Here is a 17,885-nt window from a genome sequence, read left to right on the forward strand (position 1 = left end):
TTATTAAAAGTCGCCCCGGTTGAATAAGCGGGGCGTTTCGCATACCACGGTGCACCAAACCAGCCGGACATGATAGTAGTAAGGGGAAGTGCCATGGGTCGCGTGGAAAAAGCAGGATTGCGGGTAGACGAGACGCTTGCTGCCTTCATCAACGAGCGTGCGCTGCCCGGCAGCGGGGTTGAGCCGCGCCGGTTCTGGGAAGGGCTTTCGACCCTGCTCCATGAATTTGGTCCGCGTAACCGCGCACTTTTGGAAAAGCGTGATGCGCTGCAATCGCAAATCGACAGCTGGCATGCCTCTAATCGTGGCAAACCGGTCGATGCCGGAGCCTATCGCGATTTCCTGACCGAGATCGGCTATCTGGTTCCCGAAGGCGAGGATTTCCAGATTGAGACATCCGTCACCGACCCGGAATTTGCCAATGTCGCCGGGCCGCAGCTCGTGGTGCCGATCACCAATGCGCGCTATGCGCTGAACGCTGCTAATGCCCGCTGGGGCAGCCTTTATGATGCGCTTTACGGCACCGACGCGCTTGGCGATCTGCCCCGGGGCAAAGGCTATGACGCCGAACGTGGTGGCCGTGTGATCGCCTGGGGGCGCAATTTCCTTGATGAGGCAGCGCCGTTTGCCTCGGGTTCGTGGAACGATATCGACGCGCTTTCGGTCAGGGACGGCGCGCTGGTTCCGGCACTGCGCGATAGTGCGAAATTTGCAGGCCACAACGGCGATGCGGCGCAGCCTTCGGATGTTTTCCTGAAAAACAACGGCCTGTTTATCCGTATCGTGATCGATCCCTCGACTCCGGTTGGCAGGCAGGACCGGGCTGGTATCTCGGATATCGTGATTGAATCGGCGCTGTCGGCGATTATGGATTGCGAAGATTCGGTCGCCTGCGTCGATGGTGAGGACAAGGCGCTTGCCTATTCCAACTGGCTTGGCCTCATGGACGGCACCCTGACCGAAGAGGTTGAAAAAGGCGGCAAGACCTTCATCCGCCGCCTGAACCCGGATGTCAGCTTTACGGCGCCCGACGGCTCACGCGTGACGCATAAGGGCAGGGCGCTGATGCTGGTGCGTAACGTTGGCCATCTGATGACCACGCCCGCCGTGCTCGACCGTGAAGGAAATGAGGTCTACGAGGGCCTGCTTGACGCGATGGTAACCGCGCTTTGCGCGAAACGCGATCTTGACCGCAAGGAAGGGGTCAGGAACTCGGTCACCCAGTCGATCTATGTGGTCAAACCCAAGATGCACGGCCCCGAAGAGGTCGCCTTTGCCTGCGAGATTTTTGATTTCGTCGAGGACACGCTTGGCCTGCCGCGCCATACCGTCAAGCTGGGCATCATGGACGAAGAGCGTCGCACCTCGGCCAATCTCAAGGAATGCATCCGTGCTGCCAGGCACCGCGTGGCCTTCATCAACACGGGTTTCCTTGATCGTACCGGGGATGAGATTCACACCTCGATCGAGGCGGGCGCAATGCTGGCCAAGGGTGAGATGAAATCGCAACCCTGGATCTCGGCCTATGAGGATCGCAACGTCGACATCGGTCTGGCCTGCGGCCTTTCGGGCAAAGCGCAGATCGGCAAAGGCATGTGGGCGATCCCCGACCGGATGGCCGACATGCTGGAACAAAAGATCGCCCATCCGATGGCTGGCGCGAACACCGCATGGGTGCCCAGCCCGACCGCCGCGACTCTGCACGCGACCCATTATCACAAGGTCGACGTTTTTGCCCGTCAGGCACAGATCGCTGCGGCGCGCCGTCCCGCCCGGCTGGAGGATCTGCTGACCATCCCGCTGGCCGGTGGCCGCAACTACAGCGAGGCCGAGATCACCCGCGAGCTGGAGAACAACTGTCAGGGTATCCTCGGCTATGTCGTGCGCTGGATCGATCAGGGCGTCGGCTGCTCGAAGGTTCCGGATATCAACGATGTCGGCCTGATGGAGGACCGCGCCACGCTGCGGATTTCGGCCCAGTCGCTGGCGAACTGGCTGCATCACGGGCTGGTCAGCGACAGCCAGGTCATGGACACTTTCCGCAAGATGGCCGTTGTGGTGGACCGTCAGAACGAAGGTGACCCGGCCTATGTGCCAATGGCGCCGGGCTATGACGGGGTGGCCTTTCAGGCGGCCTGTGATCTGGTGTTCCTGGGCCGGGTTCAGCCCTCGGGCTATACCGAGCCGGTTCTGCACGCCCGGCGCTTGCAGGCCAAGGCCGAACAGAAAAGCCGCACAGCCTGATCGCGCCTGACAATCTGGCCGCCGCTCTGGCATTTCTGCATTGTTTTTGGGCCAGGCAGGGTGCCAGGGTGGCTTTTTTCATACCTTATGCGCGGGTATTTCCGGGCCCGATTGGTGGCCCCATGTGGTGAAATTGCCGTGGCCGGGCGGCGTAATAGTTGGGATTGCGACTGTGACGCGGCGTAATATTTCGGGAAAGCACCGAACGTCACGCCCTTGTGAAAGATTATTGCGCTCTGCTATGGGGGACGCTGAAAGTCGCTAACAGGGGAGATCGCCTGGTGAAGATCGGCGCTTTGAAGGAGAGTTACGAGGGGGAGGCGCGGGTTTCTGTCACGCCTTCTTCTGCGGTCCATCTGCAGAAGCTGGGCCATGAGGTCCATGTCGAATCGGGGGCTGGCGTACGCGCGGGCTTTTCCGATGCGGCCTATGAGGCGGCGGGCGTCACCGTCCAGCCCAATGCGGCGGCGCTGATCGGCGCGGTCGATGTGGTGGTCAAGGTCCGCGTCCCGAGCGAGGGCGAGCTGCGGCAAATGCGGCGCAGTCAGACGCTGATCTCGCATTTCTGGCCCGCACAGAACCCGGATCTTTTGGAACTGGCGCGCGAACAGGGCGTCACAGCCATCGCCATGGATATGGTGCCGCGCATCTCGCGCGCGCAAAAGATGGATGCTCTGTCCTCGATGGCCAATATCGCCGGCTACCGCGCGGTGATCGAGGCGGCGAACAACTTTGGCCGCTTCTTCACTGGTCAGGTGACGGCAGCGGGCAAGGTTCCTCCGGCCAAGGTTCTGGTCGTCGGTGCCGGTGTCGCGGGTCTTGCCGCCATTGGCGCGGCAGTCAGCCTTGGCGCGCAGGTCTATGCGTTCGACGTCCGTCCCGAAGTGGCCGAACAGATCGAATCCATGGGCGCGGAATTCGTCTATCTGGACTTTCAGGACCAGACCCAGGACGGTGCTGTGACCGGTGGTTATGCCGCGCCTTCCTCGCCCGAGTTCCGCGAGAAACAGCTTGAGAAGTTCCGCGAACTTGCGCCCGATATGGACATCGTCATCACCACGGCGCTGATCCCGGGCCGCGACGCACCCAAGCTGTGGACCGGGGACATGGTCGCCGCGATGAAGAACGGCTCGGTCATCATCGACCTTGCTGCCGAACGTGGCGGCAACTGCGACCTGACCGTACCCGATGAGCGTGTCGTCACCGAAAACGGCGTCATCATCATCGGCTATACCGATTTCCCGTCGCGCATGGGCGCGCAGGCGTCCGAGCTTTACGGCAACAACATCCGTCACATGCTGACGGACCTGACGCCGGGCAGGGATGGTATCATCGTCCAGAACATGGAGGATGACGTGATCCGGGGCGCCACCGTCACCTTTGACGGGGACGTGACCTGGCCTCCGCCGCCCCCCAAGGTGCAGGCGATCGCAGCGGCCAAGCCGCGCGAAAAGGCCAGGGAACTGACGCCGGAAGAGAAACGCGAAAAAGAGCTGGCCGACTTCCGCGCGCAGACCCGCTCGCAGGTGACCATGCTGGTCGTCGGCGCGGTACTGATGCTGCTGGTCGGTGTTTTTGCCCCGGCAAGCTTCCTTTCGCACTTCATCGTTTTCGTGCTGTCGGTCTTTGTCGGCTTCCAGGTGATCTGGAACGTCAGCCATTCGCTGCACACGCCGTTGATGGCGATCACCAACGCCATTTCCTCGATCATCATCGTCGGTGCGCTGTTGCAGATCGGCTCGGGTGGTTGGCTGGTGGTGCTGCTTGCTGCGCTTTCGGTGCTGATGGCCGGGGTCAATATCTTTGGCGGCTTCCTGGTTACGCGCCGGATGCTTGCCATGTTCCAGAAGTCGTAAGGGAGAGGGGCGTATGGAATACGGATTCACCACCGCTGCCTATGTGGTCGCGGCTGTCCTGTTCATCTTGTCCCTGGGCGGGCTTTCGGGCCAGGAAAGCGCCAAGCGCGCGGTCTGGTACGGCATTGCCGCCATGGCGCTGGCGGTGGTCGCCACGCTGGTGGGGCCGGGCTATGGCAACTGGGGGCTGACGCTTGTCATGCTGGCCATCGGCGGTGCTGGTGGTTGGGTTGTCGCCAAGCGCGTGCAGATGACCGAGATGCCGCAGCTTGTCGCCGCCATGCACAGCCTCGTCGGTCTTGCCGCAGTGCTGATCGGCTTTAACGCCCAGTTCGAGCTGGGCCGCGTCCTGCGTGCCCGTGCTGCTGATGCGGCGGCGCAGTTTCATGGCTTTGCCGCGGTGCTGGCCCATAAGACCCCAGCCGAGATCGCCATGCTCAAGGTCGAGGTCGCGCTTGGCGTCTTTATCGGCGCGGTGACCTTTACCGGCTCGGTCGTTGCCTTTGGCAAGCTGGCGGGCAAGATCGACGGCAAGCCGAAAAAACTGCCGGGCGGTCATGCGCTGAACGCGGGTGCGGCGCTTTTGTCGCTGCTGGCGGTAATCCTTTACTGCACCGCCGGCGCACCGGTTCTGTGGCTGCTGCTGATCACGATCTTTGCGCTTTTCATCGGCTACCATCTGATCATGGGCATCGGCGGGGCGGATATGCCGGTGGTGGTTTCGATGCTGAACAGCTACTCGGGCTGGGCGGCGGCGGCGATCGGCTTTACGCTGGGCAATGACCTTTTGATCGTGGTCGGTGCTCTGGTCGGCTCGTCGGGTGCGATCCTGAGCTACATCATGTGCAAGGCGATGAACCGCAACTTTGTCAGCGTGATCCTGGGCGGCTTTGGCGGCGAAACGGGGCCGGCGATGGAGATCGAGGGCGAGCAGGTCGCCATTGATGCTGACGGTGTCGCAGCAGCTCTGAACGATGCTGATGAGATCATCATTGTTCCGGGCTACGGCATGGCGGTTGCTCAGGCCCAGCAATCGGTCAGTGAGCTGACCCGCAAGCTGCGCGCCAGGGGCAAGAACGTACGCTTTGCCATCCACCCGGTTGCGGGGCGTTTGCCGGGACATATGAACGTGCTGCTGGCCGAGGCCAAGGTCCCCTATGACATCGTGCTTGAGATGGACGAGATCAACGAGGACTTCCCCTCGACCGACGTGGTGATCGTGATCGGCTCGAACGACATCGTGAACCCTGCGGCACAAGAGGATCCCAACAGCCCCATCGCCGGTATGCCGGTTCTGGAGGTCTGGAAGGCCAAGCAGGTCTTTGTCAGCAAGCGCGGTCAGGGTACCGGCTATTCGGGCATCGAGAACCCTCTGTTCTATAAAGAGAACACCCGCATGTTCTATGGCGATGCCAAAAAATCCATCGACCAGCTTCTGCCACTCGTCGAGTGAGCGCAGAAAGAGGTCATATCCAATTGGAAAGGGCGGGTCATTGACCCGCCCTTTTCCATTTGTCCGCTACCCTATGGCGTCAATGGGCGCCCAGCATGGATTTCACCACATCGGCGGGCAGGACGGGATGCAGCGCCAGCTTGCGGATGCGGCGTCCCCTGCGCGGCAGTAACAGCACGCAGCGCGTGGCGATAGCGCGGGAGCGCGTGACGCAACACTCGGCTATCACCCCGGCGCACCAGCGCGAATGCAGATCAAAGCGCATGACGGTCTCGATTGCGCCCGGAACATAACCCTCTGTCTCGGCCGAATCGATCAGTGCATCGTGGATGAGAGGGGGCAGGTACATTGGACCGGGCACGTTGGGATCAACAATTTACGCCTCCTGTTAATCCCTTGCGCAGCCAAAGAATATATACCCTTTTGCACAGGTCTGCCATACGCGCCCTGCGCGTATGGCAGCGGCCCGCTTCGACCACCGGCGGAACGATCAGCACTTAGGGCGTGATCAGGATCGGAGTGCCGTCGCGGACCATGGCATAGATGTCCTCGATCTCGTCGTCGGTGACGGCGATGCAGCCTGCGGTCCAGTCAAGGCGCTGCTTGGAAAGGACGCGTCCTTCGGGGCCCTGACCGTGGATAAAGATGTCGCTGCCTGCGCTGCGCCCCAGCGCCGCGGCGCGGGCGGCGTCTTCTGTATTCGGATACGAGATCCCGACCGAGAGGTAATAGCGGCTGTCGGGGTTACGGCGGTCGATATAGTACAGCCCCTCGGGGGTTTTGCCGTCGCCCTCATACTGCTTATGGCCAATCGGCTCATTGCCAAGACCGATCCGGTAAGATTTGAGCACCGTGTTGCCGCTTAAAAGCTGCATCTGCCGCGCGCCCTTGTTGACCACGATTTGCGTGACCGGAGGTCCCGAATATGTCTTGAACTTGCTGGGCGCACAGGCGGCAATCCCCAGCAAGAGCACAAGCGCGACGATACGTCCTAACCAGCGAGCCATGCGTTCCTGTCCCTTGATCCCGAGTTTGTGCCATTTTGCCTTGCGCGCGGGCTTGCGGCAATGCGCGCAGCCTTCACGAAATCCTGATGGGTGCAGCCATGGCACGGCTGTTCTGCCAAAGCGGTGAAACCACTCGCTTTCCTGTTGCGGGACGCAGAAGGCCGGCTAATCATGCGCTGATGGATGACGAAGACGAACACCCCCAGCGTTACGCCCTGGTCAATGAGCTGCACGCCCGGCCCTCGCCGCGGCTTAAGGCGCCCTGCACAGCGGTCTATCTGGCGATCAAAGAGCCGCAGGATGCGGCCAACCGCGACCGGTCGCACGATGTCGCGCATCTGGCCGAGCTTTGCGCCCGCCACGGCGCGCCGCGCCCTGATACCAGTGCTGGCCATTATGCCGCGCAGCTGGGCCGGCATCAGCTGCGCTGGGAAAGCCATACCGAATTCGTGACCTATGCCGCCTTTGCGCCGGGCCTGCCACCCCGGCCCTTTGACCCTTCGGCGGGTGAGATTTTTCCACGCGACTGGCAGCACCACGCGCCGGGTAAGCGTATCGCTGCGGTGATGATTCAGGTCGACTTTCTGCCCGAGAATCCGGCCGATGTGCTGCCACGCCTTTCGGAATGGTTCGCAGCCGACAGCCTGGCCTCGGTCTGGGTGCTGGAAGAGGCGGCGGTCGTTGCTGGTGATTTCCGCATTGATCCGGCAGGGTGGATGCGCTTTGCGGTCTTTGTCAAACCGGGCACGCAATCGGGTCGCATCGGTCGTATCGTCCAGCGCCTGCTTGAGCTTGAGACCTACCGTGCCATGTCGATGCTGGGCCTTGGCCGGGCGCGTGACCTGACCGAACAGCTTAACGCGCTGGACCCCCAGCTTAACGCGATCGTGCAGGGGATGAGCGATGATAGCCGCCCCGCCGAAACGGTGTTGCACGACCTGTTGTCGGTCTCGTCCCGGCTGGAAAGCGCGGCGACCCAGCATGCGTTCCGTTTCGGAGCCAACGCGGCCTACGAGGCGATCGTCATGGACCGCGTTGCCTCGCTGCGCGAGACACGCTTTTTAGGTGGTCAGATGCTGAGCGAGTTCATGGCCCGTCGCTATCTGCCCGCCATGCGGACGGCGAAATCAGCTGAAAACCGGCTGGCGGCGATGCTGGACCGCAGCGAACGAGCCGCCGAATTGCTGCGCACCCGTGTTGATGTCTGGCGCGGGGCCCAGAACCAGGAGCTGATGCAGCGCATGGATCGCCGCGCCGATCTGCAATTGCGGCTTCAACATACGGTCGAGGGGCTGTCAGTTGTGGCCATCAGCTATTATGCTGTTGGCCTGATGGGCTATGTTCTGACCCCCGTCGCCAAGGCGCTGCATGTGGACAAGGCGCTGCTGAGCGCGGGGCTGACGCCGGTCGTGATCCTGCTTGTCTGGATTGCCATGCGGCGCATCCGCGCCCGGCTGCATGACGGCGGGCATTGACGCCCACGCCCGCGAATATCCGAACAGAAGGAGCAGATTGATGAAACATGTGCTTTTCCTGGCCGATACGCGGATCGGAGGGCGGGTCTGATGGCAGGACAACTCAGCATGTATGGGCTTGCCCATTGCTCGACCTGCCAAAAGGCACAGGCCGAGCTGGAGGCCGCCGGTTGGCTGGTTGATTTCCGCGATGTCTCGAAAGCGCCGCTGTCCGATGACGAATGGAAAAAGATGATTGCCGAGTTTGGTGAAAAACTGGTGAACCGTGCCAGCCTGACCTGGCGCGGCATGTCCGAGGCCGAGCGTGCCGGCACCCCGCTGCAGATGCTTTCTGCCAAGCCTTCACTCATGAAACGTCCTGCGATCATCGAGGGGGACAAGCGCCTGCTTGGCTGGACCGCAAATGTAAAACGCGCATTGGGTGTGGCGGTCTAGGACCGCCGCGCCCGTGGTTCACTGCTGTTGCGGGGCGGCCTCGGCTGCGCCGCTGGCGGCTGGGGTGGGGGCAGGTGGCGCAGGTTCGGGCCGGTTGGCGCGGGCACTGATCCGGGTCGTATATGCATCTTGCGGATCGTGACGCAGCACGGCCCGCGCACCACCCGCACGCAGCGCAGCAACCGTGCGACGATACTCTGCCTCGTCCAAAGCTCCGTCTGCGGACAGGCGCGCACCCATCCGGCGCAGCATTTCCGCGTGACGCCTAAGCGCGTCAGGGTCGGGATCAGGGCCAAGCAGCAGGCGGGCGCTTTCATCGGGCGCAGAGGTTGCCTCGCGCCAGCCCTTCATACTGGCACGCAGGAAGGCGGCCAGCCGTTCCTCGGCATCTTCGTTGGTAAGTGCGGATGAAAGGACGTAAAGCCCGTCCTCAAGCACTGCTGCGCCTTGCGCCTGCGGGTCAAGCTCGACCAGCCGGTCGCCCGGCACCGGATCGTCGCTAAGCGTGCTGATACAGGCGGCCTGCTTGTGGCTCAGCATCTCACTCCCAGGCCACTGAGAAAGCAGGCTTACCCCCGACAGGCTGTCATCGGGGATCAGGTTCAGCCGGTTCAGCCACGCCTGCAATGCATATTCCGTGCCGTGAAACCAGCTGCCGATGGTTTTGCCGCCCAGATCAGCTGCGCTGGTCACGCCTGTCTCGGCAAGGCAGGTCAGGCGCAGGGCCGGGCGGGCAAAGATCTGGCCGATATTAACCAGCGGCAGGCCGTTTTCGCGGGCAACCAGCGCGACAGGCATCCATTCCACCGCCAGATCGGCATAGCCCCGGGCGATACTTTCAAAGGGCGGCGCGTCATCGGCTGGCAGCAGCCGGACGGTCAGCCCCTCATCGGCGTAATACCCCCGTGCCTCGGCCAGCAGAAAGCCAGCAGAGGTGCTGGGGGACGTGCCGCGCAACTGCACCGTCAGCTCATCAGCCCCGGCCCCAAATGCGGCAAGGGCCTGTATCAGCACGGCCGGGATCAGCGATTTCATCATCCACCTCATCGCTGGCCATGGTTAGACGGCTGGCACCGGTGCCGCAAGCCGCCGGGATACACACGATACCGCGAGCCGGGATCAGTCGCGTGAATAGATATCCTCGTAGCGGACGATATCATCTTCACCCAGATAGGCGCCGGTCTGAACCTCGATCAGCACCATTGGCACCTTGCCAGGGTTTTCGAGCCGGTGCACGGCGCCAAGGGGCACGTAGATCGACTGGTTTTCAGTCAGCAGGGTAACGGTGTCATCGACCGTGACCCGTGCCGTGCCCGAAACGACGATCCAGTGTTCGGACCGGTGGAAATGCGATTGCAGCGACAGGGATGCGCCGGGGTTCACGACGATGCGCTTGACCTGAAAGCGGTCTGCCAGCGCCAGCGTCTCGAACCAGCCCCACGGGCGATGGTCGCGCTGGAACTGTTCGGCCTGACGCGCGCCCTTGTCCTTTAGCGCCGAAACGGCGCGACGCACCTCTTGCGCGCGGTCCATCCCGGCGACCAGAACCGCGTCTCGGGTGGCCACGACCATCACGTCCTTAAGGCCGATACCCACGACCTCCATCCCTTCGTCCTGCGCCCGCAAAAGAACGTTGTCACAGTCGATGGCGGTCGAATGGGCGTCGGTCACCGCGCCGCGCTCGGCGGGGTCATCGCGTTGGGTTTCGTGCCAGACGGCATCCCAGCCGCCAAGGTCGGACCAATGGCCCGAATAGCGTACCACCGAAAGGTTGTCGGCCTTTTCCAACACGGCATAGTCGACCGAAAGATCGGGCAGCCTGTCCCAGGGCTCGGGTGCCAGACGCAGAAAGCCAAGGTCAGTCTGTGCCTCGTTCAGCGCCGCCTGTACGGGTTCCAGATATTCGGGAGCATGTGCGCGGAACGCCTCGATCATGGTTTGCGCGGCAAACAGAAAGATGCCGGCGTTCCACAGATAATTGCCCTGAGCGATCATCCGCGCCGCATTCTCGGCATCGGGTTTTTCTACAAAGCGGCGCAAAAGCAGCGGGCCTTCGCCCTCACCCTCGGCCTCCATATAGCCGTAGCCGGTCTCGGGACGGGCCGGCGCGATGCCAAAGGTCACGATGCGCCCTGCGCGGGCAGCGGGCAGGCCCAGATCGACGGCGCGGCCAAAGGCCTCGGCATCGGGGACGACATGGTCCGAGGGCGCGACCAGCAGGATTGCATCAGGGTCGTTTTCGACTGCGGCCAGCGCGGCGGCAAGGATCGCGGGGGCGGTGTTCTTGCCCGCGGGTTCGATCAGGATAGCCGCCGGAGTGACTCCGATCTGATCCAGCTGTTCAGCGACGATGAAACGGAAATCGGCGTTGGTCATCACCAGAGGGGCAGCGTAGCGCGGCCCCGACAGGCGGCGCGCCGAGGCCTGAAACAGGCTTTCTTCGCCCACCAGCGGTGCGAACTGCTTGGGAAAACTTTTGCGTGAGACGGGCCAGAGCCGGGTGCCCGAGCCTCCGGCCAGCAGAACAGGGGTGATCGTCATGCAAATCGCTCCATCGGCACGAGGCCGCTTTCATCCGTTCTCGTTATCTGCCCGCTCTCTTACCTGCGCAAGCTGCGCAAAACGACAGGAGTCCGGGCATTTGTGCCAGATAGCATGGCGCATCGGGGCGGACAAACCCGCACGGGCGGGTATCTTAGTAGCCACGCGCCCGATCCACGACATGCAAAAGCGGCGCGCCCCGCATGGCGCGCCGCAGGTTTTCGGCCACCACCGGCGAGGCGGTCGCGGGACGCGTCTCGGCCGCGACATGTGGTGTGACCGTGATTCCAGGATGTGCCCAAAAGGGATGTTCGGGCGGCAAAGGTTCGGTACGAAAGACATCCAGCACCGCATGGCCGACCTGCCCCTGATCCAAGGCAGAGATCAACGCGGCCTCATCAATCAGGGTGCCGCGCCCGGCGTTGATGATCGTCGCGCCTCGGGGCAAGAGCGCGAGTCGCGCGGCATTCAAAAGATCGCGGGTCCCGGTCGTGTCGGGCAACAGGCTGACAAGGATTTCCGCCCGGGCCAGCACCTTGGGCAGGGCGGGACCGGCCAGAACCTCGATCCCGGGATGCGGACGGCCAGATTGCGACCAGCCGGTCACCCGAAAGCCCAACCCCGCCAGTGCGGTTGCGACCGCGCGGCCCAGCTCTCCCATCCCCAGCACCACAACGTTGCGATCACGGGCAAGGGGCGGGGTCTGGTCATGACGCCAGACACCGTCCTGTGCGTAGTGGTCCATGCCCAGATGCGCCCGCAACGCCCAGCCGGTGCAATAATCCGCCATGCCTTCGGCCAGCCCCGGATCCACCATCCGGCACAGGGGCTGCGTCAGGGTCGAATTTGCAACGATCCGCTCGACGCCCGCCCAAAGACTTTGCACCAGCCGGGCGCGGGTAAAGGGGCGAAAATCCAGCGCCTGGCCGCCTTCGGGGTAACCGGGGGCATAGATCAGCGCATCAAAACCGGCGGGGTCGCCCTCGCGCGCAAGCTCCATCTCGGGGCATGAGGCGCGAAGATGTGGCGCCCAAGGCTGCCAATAATGTGCAGGCGCAGCAAAGAGAACCTTCATCTTCTCAGCTCCGGGGACGGTGGACATGGGCCGATTGCACGATCCCAAAGGCCATGAGCAGGATCATCAGCGAGGTGCCGCCATAGCTGACCAGCGGCAGCGGCGAGCCTTTGGCGGGCAGCATCCCCATCACCGTCGCCATGTTGATCGAGAAATACAAAAAGAACGTTCCGGCGATGCCGATGGTCAACAGGCTGGCAAAGCGGTCGCGGTTGGTCAGCGCCGAATACATGCAAAAGCCAAGGATCAGCACATATAGCATCAGCAGGCTGAAGGCACCGACAAAGCCGAACTCTTCGGCCAGTGAGGTAAAGATAAAGTCCGTGTGCTTTTCGGGCAGAAAGTTCAGCCGAGACTGAGTGCCCTGCATAAAGCCCCGCCCAGACCACCCGCCAGACCCCAGCGCGATCTGCGCCTGGGCGATGTTATAGCCCGCCCCAAGAGGGTCTGACCCGGGATCAAGAAAGGTGTCGATACGCTTGAACTGATATTCATGCAGCAACTGCCAGTCGGTGCCGCGGCTTTCCATCACGGCGGTGACACCCGCCACGACGATGGCGATGACTGCCCCGAAATACCACAGGCTGACGCCGGCCGCGAACATGACAATACCGCCGCCCGCGATCAGCATGATCGAGGTGCCAAGGTCGGGCTGCATCAACACCAGCCCGGTCGGCAGCAGGATCAGGATCACCGGGATCAGCACCCAAAGCGGGCGCGAGACCTTTTCAACTGGCAGCCAGTCGTAATAGGCGGCAAGCGTGAGCACAAAGGCAACCTTGGTCAGTTCAGAGGGCTGGATGCGGATGGGACCCAGCACCAGCCAGCGTTGTGCCCCCATACCGACATGCCCCATCAGCTCGACGAGGATCAGCAGCAGCACACAGATCACGTAAGAAACGACCGAGATCGAGCGCCAGAACCAGATCGGCACAAAGGACAGCGCGAACATCGCGACCATGCCGATGGCAAAACGCTCCATCTGTGGGCCGGCCCAGCGGTCGATATCGCCGCCCGAGACGGAATAGAGCATCAGAAAGCCGATACAGCTGACGGCGGTGATCAGAAAGACCAGCGGCCAGTTCAGATGCAGGATCTTGCGCCAGCCGGTCGGTACCTGAACAACGTGATAATTCAGATAGCCCATGGCTCAGGCCCTCGCACGGCCCTCGCCCTTGCGGGCCGAGGGGGTCAGGCTCATACGCGACCAGATCTCCTGGACCTTGGCGCGTTCGGCCTCGGGATAGGCGGTCAGGGGGGGCAGCCCCCCAGCAAGTGCGAACAGCAGAATGTCGCGGGCGATGGGGGCGGCCACAGCTGAACCGCCGCCGCCGTGTTCGACCACGACGGAAACGGCATAGCGCGGCATCTCGTAAGGGGCGAAGCAGACGAACAGGGCGTGGTCGCGTCGGTTCCACGGCAACTGGTCGTTCGAGATCACGCCCCGCGCGCGCTCGGCGGCGGTGATGTTACGTACCTGGCTGGTGCCGGTCTTGCCCGCCATCCGCCACTCCGCTGCAAGAATACGGGCGCGCCTTGCGGTACCGCGGCTGCTGTTCATCACCGCATCCATACCTGCGCGGGCCGTGCGCAGATGCAGCGGGTTGATGTCGAGTTCCGGCCAGTCCGGCACCGCCTCGGCCTGACCATCAATGGCGCGGACAAGGCGCGGCGCGACAGCCCGGCCTGTCGCAACCCGCGCCGTCATCACCGCAAGCTGCAGCGGAGAGGCCAGCACATAACCCTGACCGATCGAGGCGTTAAGCGAGTCGCCGATCTGCCATTCCTGATCATAGCGCGCCCGTTTCCATGCCCGGTCGGGCGCGATGCCCTCTGCGATGGCGGACATGGGCAGATCGTGACGGACCCCGATCCCAAGCTTGCGTGCCATCGCGGCGATACGGTCGATGCCTACGCGCTGTGCCAGTTCGTAATAGTAAACGTCGCAGGAATGTTCGAGGCTGTGGACGGCGTCGATCATGCCATGGCCGCCCCGGCTCCAGCAGTGGAAACGTCGCCCGGCGACCTGAACATAGCCCGGGCAATAAAAGCGCGTACCGGGGGTGATCACCCCTGCCTCTAGTCCGGCGAGCATCGTCACCATCTTGAAGGTCGAGCCGGGCGGATAGACACCCTGCACGGTTTTGTCGGCCAGCGGGCGGTGGTCATGCTCCATCAATGCCCGGTAATCGGGGGCCGAGATGCCGCGCACGAATTTGTTCGGGTCAAAGGTCGGCGATGAACAGATCGCGACGATATCGCCGTTCGTGACATCCAGCACTACAGCGGCGGCACTTTCGCTGCCAAGCCTTTGGCTGGTAAAGTTCTGCAGTTCGGCGTCCAGGGTGGTCTGGACTGTCGCGCCCTGCTGTCCCTCTTGCCGGGACAGTTCGCGCATTTCGCGCCCGGCGCTGTTCACCTCGACCCGGCGGGCACCGGCCTTGCCGCGCAGAGCCTCTTCCATCTTGGCTTCAAGCCCGACCTTGCCAAGCTGAAACTCGGGCAGTCGCAGGACTGGATCAGGGTTTTCGATCTTTGAAAGGTCATAGTCCGAAACCGGGCCGACATAGCCCAGCACATGTGCGAAATCCCCGGCGCGCGGATAGCTGCGCGACAGGCCGGATTCGGGCGTGACCCCTGGCAGCGCAGGCGCGTTCAGCGCGATCGAGGAAAACTCGTCCCAGCTTAGCCGGTCAGCGACAAGGACCGGGGTCACGGCGCTGCGTTTGCGGATTTCTTCAAGGATATCGGCCGCCTGGCGGTCCGACATCGGAATGATGCGCCGCAGCCGGGCAATAACGGCTGAGATGTCGCCCGCCTCTTCACGTGTCAGGGTGACGCGATAGTTTTGCTCATTCCCGGCGATGATGGTGCCGTTGCGGTCAAGGATCAGTCCGCGCGCCGGCGGCAACAGGCGGATCTTGATCGAGTTGCCGTCCGAGAGCATGCGATATTCATCGGCATGTTCGATCTGCATCGAGCGCAGCTTAAGCCCCAGCGCCGAGACGATCCCTGCCTGGATTACCCCAAGCATCAACACCCTGCGGGTGATCAGACGGCTGCTTTCGACGACTTCGCGTTCTGATTTGCGCATGGCTCAGCGAAGCCTCTGATCGCGTTCGGCGCGGGTGCGCGACAGACCAAACGTATAGCCAACCAGCCCCGCGATAATGGGATAAGAACCGACCGTGGCGATATACTGCAAGATCACCTGCCCCAATGGGGGCAGGGGCAAGAAAAATACCGCCAGCAGGATACGATAAGATAACATCATCAGCGCCAGAAGCATGCTCACACGCAGCCATTCAATCATGAACGGCAGCTCTCGCCAACGCTGCTCGCGCTTTCGTGCGGCCTCGGTTGCGATCACGACCAGCGCCGCATTCAGACCAAGGGGGCGCATCAGCAGGATGTCCTCGATCAGAAAAAGGGCGGCGATGGTCAGGACCGGCACCTGTTCGGGACGACGCAGTACCCAGAAAACCGTCAGGCAAAGCGCAAGATCGGGGCCGGGCCAGCCAATACTGCCCGGTGACAGCGGTAAAAGCCGCCAGAACAGAATGGCAAGAAACAGCAGGATGAACAGCACCTGACCGAATATCCGCAGGCGGCGGGCGTGCTCAGTCATCTCCGGCACCGGTTTCGGCCGCTGCGCCGGGTTCCGTGTCAGGCGGCATATCGGCGACCGAGGGCATCCGCGGCCCGATGAAATCAGCCGGAGGCGGGGGGATCAGCAACCCTGAATCGGCGATCTGCTCGGCCGGGTGGCTGCGCAAGACGCGCAGGAATTCCAGCCGGCCATAGTCGGCAGCCAGACGCACCCGCAGCCGCCCGTCATTTGCCAGCGCCACCTGACCGACCGGCAGGCCGGGCGGGAACACTCCCCCGTCGCCCGAGCTGACCACCCGGTCGCCGGGGCGCAGGTTTTCGGGGCTTTCGATGAAATCAAGCGCGGGCAGGGTGGTATTGTCCCCGACCATCAACGCATGCTGACCCGAAGGCTGGATCGTCACCGGGATACGGCTTGATGGATCGGTCAGCAGAATGACCCGGCTGGTGGTCTGACCAACGCCCGAGATGCGCCCGACCAGCCCCAGCCCGTCCATGGTTGCCCAGCCATCGACGATCCCGTCGCGCTGACCGACATTCAGCAGCACCGATTGCCGAAAGGCCGTGCCGCTGTCGGTCAGAACCACCCCCGAAACCGAGGTCAGGGCAGGGTCAATGCGCACGTTGTTTTGGGCCAGCAGCTTGGCGTTTTCCTGTTCAAGCTGGACGGCCGCCTCTTTCCAGGCGGCCATTTTTTGCAGCTCGCGGCGCAATTCCTGGTTCTGCTCGTAAAGCCGGGCATAGGACTGGAAACCCGCGACCATGCGCGACAGCTTGGTCACCGGGGCCATGACCCAGTCAAAGCTGGGGACAAAGCGGTCGATAAAGGCCGCGCGCATCCGCTCGGCGCGCGGGCTGTCGATCTGCCAGAACAGAAACAGCCCCAGCAGCACAAGCACCAGCAGCGAAACCAGGATGCGACGGACCGGAGCCGCGTAATCTGGGCCCTTGCGCGCCATGGGCCTGATCCTGATCAGCTATCGTAATCGATGACGTGGCGCAGTTGCTTTTCGTATTCCAGCGCCTTGCCGGTTCCCAGAGCCACGCAGCTCATCGGCTGGTCTGCAAGGCTGATCATCAGCCCGGTCTGCTCGCGCAGCGCCAGATCCAGTTCGCCCAGCATGGCGCCGCCACCGGTCAGCATCACGCCCCGGTCGACGATATCGGCGGCCAGATCGGGCGGTGTCGCTTCGAGTGCGATCATCACCGCCTCGCAGATCTGCTGCACCGGCTCGGCCAGCGCCTCGGCGACCATGGCCTGGGTGATTTCCATTTCCTTTGGGATACCGTTGAGCAGGTCGCGGCCGCGCACCATGATCGTGGCACCGCGTCCGTCATCGGGCATGCGTGCGGTGCCGATCTGGGTCTTGACCCGTTCAGCGGTCGATTCACCGATCAGCAGGTTGTGATTGCGGCGCAGGTAGTTGATCAGCGCATCATCCATGCGGTCGCCGCCGATGCGGACCGAGCGGGCATAGACGACGTCGCCAAGGGACAGCACTGCAACCTCGGTTGTTCCGCCGCCGATATCCACGACCATGCTGCCAGTCGGCTCGGTGATCGGCATCCCTGCGCCGATGGCTGCCGCGATTGGCTCGGCAATCAGCCCGGCGCGCCGGGCGCCAGCAGAAAGGACCGACTGGCGGATAGCGCGCTTTTCAACCGGGGTGGCACCATGGGGCACACAGACGATGATCTTGGGCTTGGAAAAGGTCGTGCGCCGGAAGACCTTCTTGATGAAGTGCTTGATCATTTCTTCGGCGCTGTCGAAATCGGCGATGACACCTTCACGCATCGGGCGGATGGCCTCGATGCTGCCGGGCGTACGGCCGAGCATCAGCTTGGCATCCTCGCCCACTGCCAGGACCTGCTTTTTGCCGTCCTTGACGTGATAGGCGACGACCGAGGGTTCGTTCAGAATGATCCCCTTGCCCTTCACATAGACAAGGGTGTTTGCGGTCCCGAGGTCAATCGCGATATCGGTGGAAAACAAGCCGCCAAAGGCCATGTCAGCTTACCCCTTCTGCCGTCCCTGCCATGACGGCCGTTCTTGCCGTCCCATACAGACGGTCATTGCCCGATTGCCCCGCCGAGTCGCCCCGGCGAAGGTGTCGGAGATATAGGCCCTGACCCCGCGCGGGGGAACCCGAAAATTGCGTTGCATATGAGGCGTTGGGCGGCAATCCGCAA

15 protein-coding genes are annotated in these 17,885 nt (G+C 62.8%); 5 read left to right on the forward strand and 10 right to left on the reverse strand.

The window, feature by feature from the left end; translation table 11 throughout:
- The first annotated feature begins 93 nt into the window (after positions 1–93).
- The 3 genes from F8A10_RS05405 (at position 94) to F8A10_RS05415 (ending at position 5,553) form a co-directional block, all read left to right on the forward strand.
- On the forward strand, positions 94–2,244 hold the full coding sequence (locus tag F8A10_RS05405; protein ID WP_152366862.1) for a malate synthase G: 2,151 nt from the start codon (positions 94–96) through the stop codon (positions 2,242–2,244).
- Positions 2,245–2,525: 281 nt separating this feature from the next.
- A complete protein-coding gene (locus F8A10_RS05410) occupies positions 2,526–4,100 on the forward strand; it encodes a Re/Si-specific NAD(P)(+) transhydrogenase subunit alpha (protein ID WP_152366863.1) in 1,575 nt (524 codons plus the stop codon).
- A 13-nt stretch (positions 4,101–4,113) separates the two neighbouring features.
- Complete coding sequence (locus F8A10_RS05415) at positions 4,114–5,553, forward strand: NAD(P)(+) transhydrogenase (Re/Si-specific) subunit beta (RefSeq protein ID WP_085501925.1); 1,440 nt, start codon at positions 4,114–4,116, stop codon at positions 5,551–5,553.
- A 79-nt stretch (positions 5,554–5,632) separates the two neighbouring features.
- On the opposite strand, the gene F8A10_RS05420 is transcribed toward F8A10_RS05415, so the two are convergent.
- Together F8A10_RS05420 and F8A10_RS05425 are read right to left on the reverse strand one after the other, a co-directional pair.
- Positions 5,633–5,902 (reverse strand): hypothetical protein, encoded by a 270-nt coding sequence (locus tag F8A10_RS05420; RefSeq protein WP_085501924.1) that lies wholly within the window; start codon positions 5,900–5,902, stop codon positions 5,633–5,635.
- Positions 5,903–6,050: 148 nt separating this feature from the next.
- Positions 6,051–6,560 carry a L,D-transpeptidase family protein gene (locus F8A10_RS05425; RefSeq protein WP_010394850.1) on the reverse strand — a complete coding sequence of 170 codons (510 nt, stop codon included), beginning with the start codon at positions 6,558–6,560 and terminating at the stop codon, positions 6,051–6,053.
- 179 nt (positions 6,561–6,739) lie between these two features.
- Here F8A10_RS05425 and F8A10_RS05430 point away from each other — a divergent pair, with 179 nt between their 5' ends.
- Together F8A10_RS05430 and F8A10_RS05435 are read left to right on the forward strand one after the other, a co-directional pair.
- Complete coding sequence (locus tag F8A10_RS05430) at positions 6,740–8,035, forward strand: DUF3422 family protein (RefSeq protein ID WP_029371764.1); 1,296 nt, start codon at positions 6,740–6,742, stop codon at positions 8,033–8,035.
- Between the two features lie 90 nt (positions 8,036–8,125).
- Positions 8,126–8,470, forward strand: coding sequence for an arsenate reductase family protein (locus F8A10_RS05435; protein ID WP_227493423.1), 345 nt, complete (start codon positions 8,126–8,128; stop codon positions 8,468–8,470).
- An 18-nt stretch (positions 8,471–8,488) separates the two neighbouring features.
- Here F8A10_RS05435 and F8A10_RS05440 read toward each other — a convergent pair whose 3' ends face one another.
- From F8A10_RS05440 to F8A10_RS05475, 8 genes are all read right to left on the reverse strand, one after another.
- Positions 8,489–9,508 carry an ABC transporter substrate-binding protein gene (locus F8A10_RS05440; protein WP_227493424.1) on the reverse strand — a complete coding sequence of 340 codons (1,020 nt, stop codon included), beginning with the start codon at positions 9,506–9,508 and terminating at the stop codon, positions 8,489–8,491.
- An 81-nt stretch (positions 9,509–9,589) separates the two neighbouring features.
- Positions 9,590–11,011, reverse strand: a complete 1,422-nt coding sequence (locus F8A10_RS05445) for a mannose-1-phosphate guanylyltransferase/mannose-6-phosphate isomerase (RefSeq protein ID WP_152366865.1) — start codon at positions 11,009–11,011, stop codon at positions 9,590–9,592.
- Positions 11,012–11,165: 154 nt separating this feature from the next.
- The gene (locus F8A10_RS05450; protein ID WP_152366866.1) at positions 11,166–12,086 is read right to left on the reverse strand and encodes a 2-hydroxyacid dehydrogenase; all 921 of its coding nucleotides are present in this window, start codon (positions 12,084–12,086) and stop codon (positions 11,166–11,168) included.
- Positions 12,087–12,090: 4 nt separating this feature from the next.
- Positions 12,091–13,233 (reverse strand): rod shape-determining protein RodA, encoded by a 1,143-nt coding sequence (gene rodA, locus F8A10_RS05455; protein ID WP_010394864.1) that lies wholly within the window; start codon positions 13,231–13,233, stop codon positions 12,091–12,093.
- Positions 13,234–13,236: 3 nt separating this feature from the next.
- Positions 13,237–15,180, reverse strand: coding sequence for a penicillin-binding protein 2 (mrdA, locus tag F8A10_RS05460; RefSeq protein WP_085501919.1), 1,944 nt, complete (start codon positions 15,178–15,180; stop codon positions 13,237–13,239).
- A gap of 3 nt (positions 15,181–15,183) precedes the next feature.
- A complete protein-coding gene (locus F8A10_RS05465; RefSeq protein WP_010394868.1) occupies positions 15,184–15,714 on the reverse strand; it encodes a rod shape-determining protein MreD in 531 nt (176 codons plus the stop codon).
- Positions 15,707–16,654 carry a rod shape-determining protein MreC gene (gene mreC, locus F8A10_RS05470; RefSeq protein ID WP_010394870.1) on the reverse strand — a complete coding sequence of 316 codons (948 nt, stop codon included), beginning with the start codon at positions 16,652–16,654 and terminating at the stop codon, positions 15,707–15,709. The genes F8A10_RS05465 and mreC overlap by 8 nt, the downstream gene beginning before the upstream one ends.
- Positions 16,655–16,668: 14 nt before the next feature.
- Positions 16,669–17,703: a rod shape-determining protein gene (locus F8A10_RS05475; protein WP_010394872.1), complete on the reverse strand. Its 1,035-nt coding sequence runs from the start codon at positions 17,701–17,703 to the stop codon at positions 16,669–16,671.
- Between the last annotated feature and the right edge of the window lie 182 nt (positions 17,704–17,885).

It is taken from the genome of Paracoccus kondratievae (assembly GCF_009301415.1).
GTDB lineage: Bacteria > Pseudomonadota > Alphaproteobacteria > Rhodobacterales > Rhodobacteraceae > Paracoccus > Paracoccus kondratievae.

Bases quoted from the DNA above. Each gene is read 5' to 3' on its own strand.
- F8A10_RS05445 (WP_152366865.1), bottom strand. From the start codon at position 11,011: ATGACGATCACCCCTGTTCTGCTGGCCGGAGGCTCGGGCACCCGGCTC.
- F8A10_RS05450 (WP_152366866.1), bottom strand. From the start codon at position 12,086: ATGAAGGTTCTCTTTGCTGCGCCTGCACATTATTGGCAGCCTTGGGCG.
- F8A10_RS05440 (WP_227493424.1), bottom strand. From the start codon at position 9,508: ATGATGAAATCGCTGATCCCGGCCGTGCTGATACAGGCCCTTGCCGCA.
- F8A10_RS05465 (WP_010394868.1), bottom strand. From the start codon at position 15,714: ATGACTGAGCACGCCCGCCGCCTGCGGATATTCGGTCAGGTGCTGTTC.
- F8A10_RS05435 (WP_227493423.1), top strand. From the start codon at position 8,126: ATGGCAGGACAACTCAGCATGTATGGGCTTGCCCATTGCTCGACCTGC.
- rodA (WP_010394864.1), bottom strand. From the start codon at position 13,233: ATGGGCTATCTGAATTATCACGTTGTTCAGGTACCGACCGGCTGGCGC.
- F8A10_RS05420 (WP_085501924.1), bottom strand. From the start codon at position 5,902: ATGTACCTGCCCCCTCTCATCCACGATGCACTGATCGATTCGGCCGAG.
- F8A10_RS05415 (WP_085501925.1), top strand. From the start codon at position 4,114: ATGGAATACGGATTCACCACCGCTGCCTATGTGGTCGCGGCTGTCCTG.
- F8A10_RS05475 (WP_010394872.1), bottom strand. From the start codon at position 17,703: ATGGCCTTTGGCGGCTTGTTTTCCACCGATATCGCGATTGACCTCGGG.
- F8A10_RS05425 (WP_010394850.1), bottom strand. From the start codon at position 6,560: ATGGCTCGCTGGTTAGGACGTATCGTCGCGCTTGTGCTCTTGCTGGGG.
- mrdA (WP_085501919.1), bottom strand. From the start codon at position 15,180: ATGCGCAAATCAGAACGCGAAGTCGTCGAAAGCAGCCGTCTGATCACC.
- F8A10_RS05405 (WP_152366862.1), top strand. From the start codon at position 94: ATGGGTCGCGTGGAAAAAGCAGGATTGCGGGTAGACGAGACGCTTGCT.
- mreC (WP_010394870.1), bottom strand. From the start codon at position 16,654: ATGGCGCGCAAGGGCCCAGATTACGCGGCTCCGGTCCGTCGCATCCTG.
- F8A10_RS05430 (WP_029371764.1), top strand. From the start codon at position 6,740: ATGGATGACGAAGACGAACACCCCCAGCGTTACGCCCTGGTCAATGAG.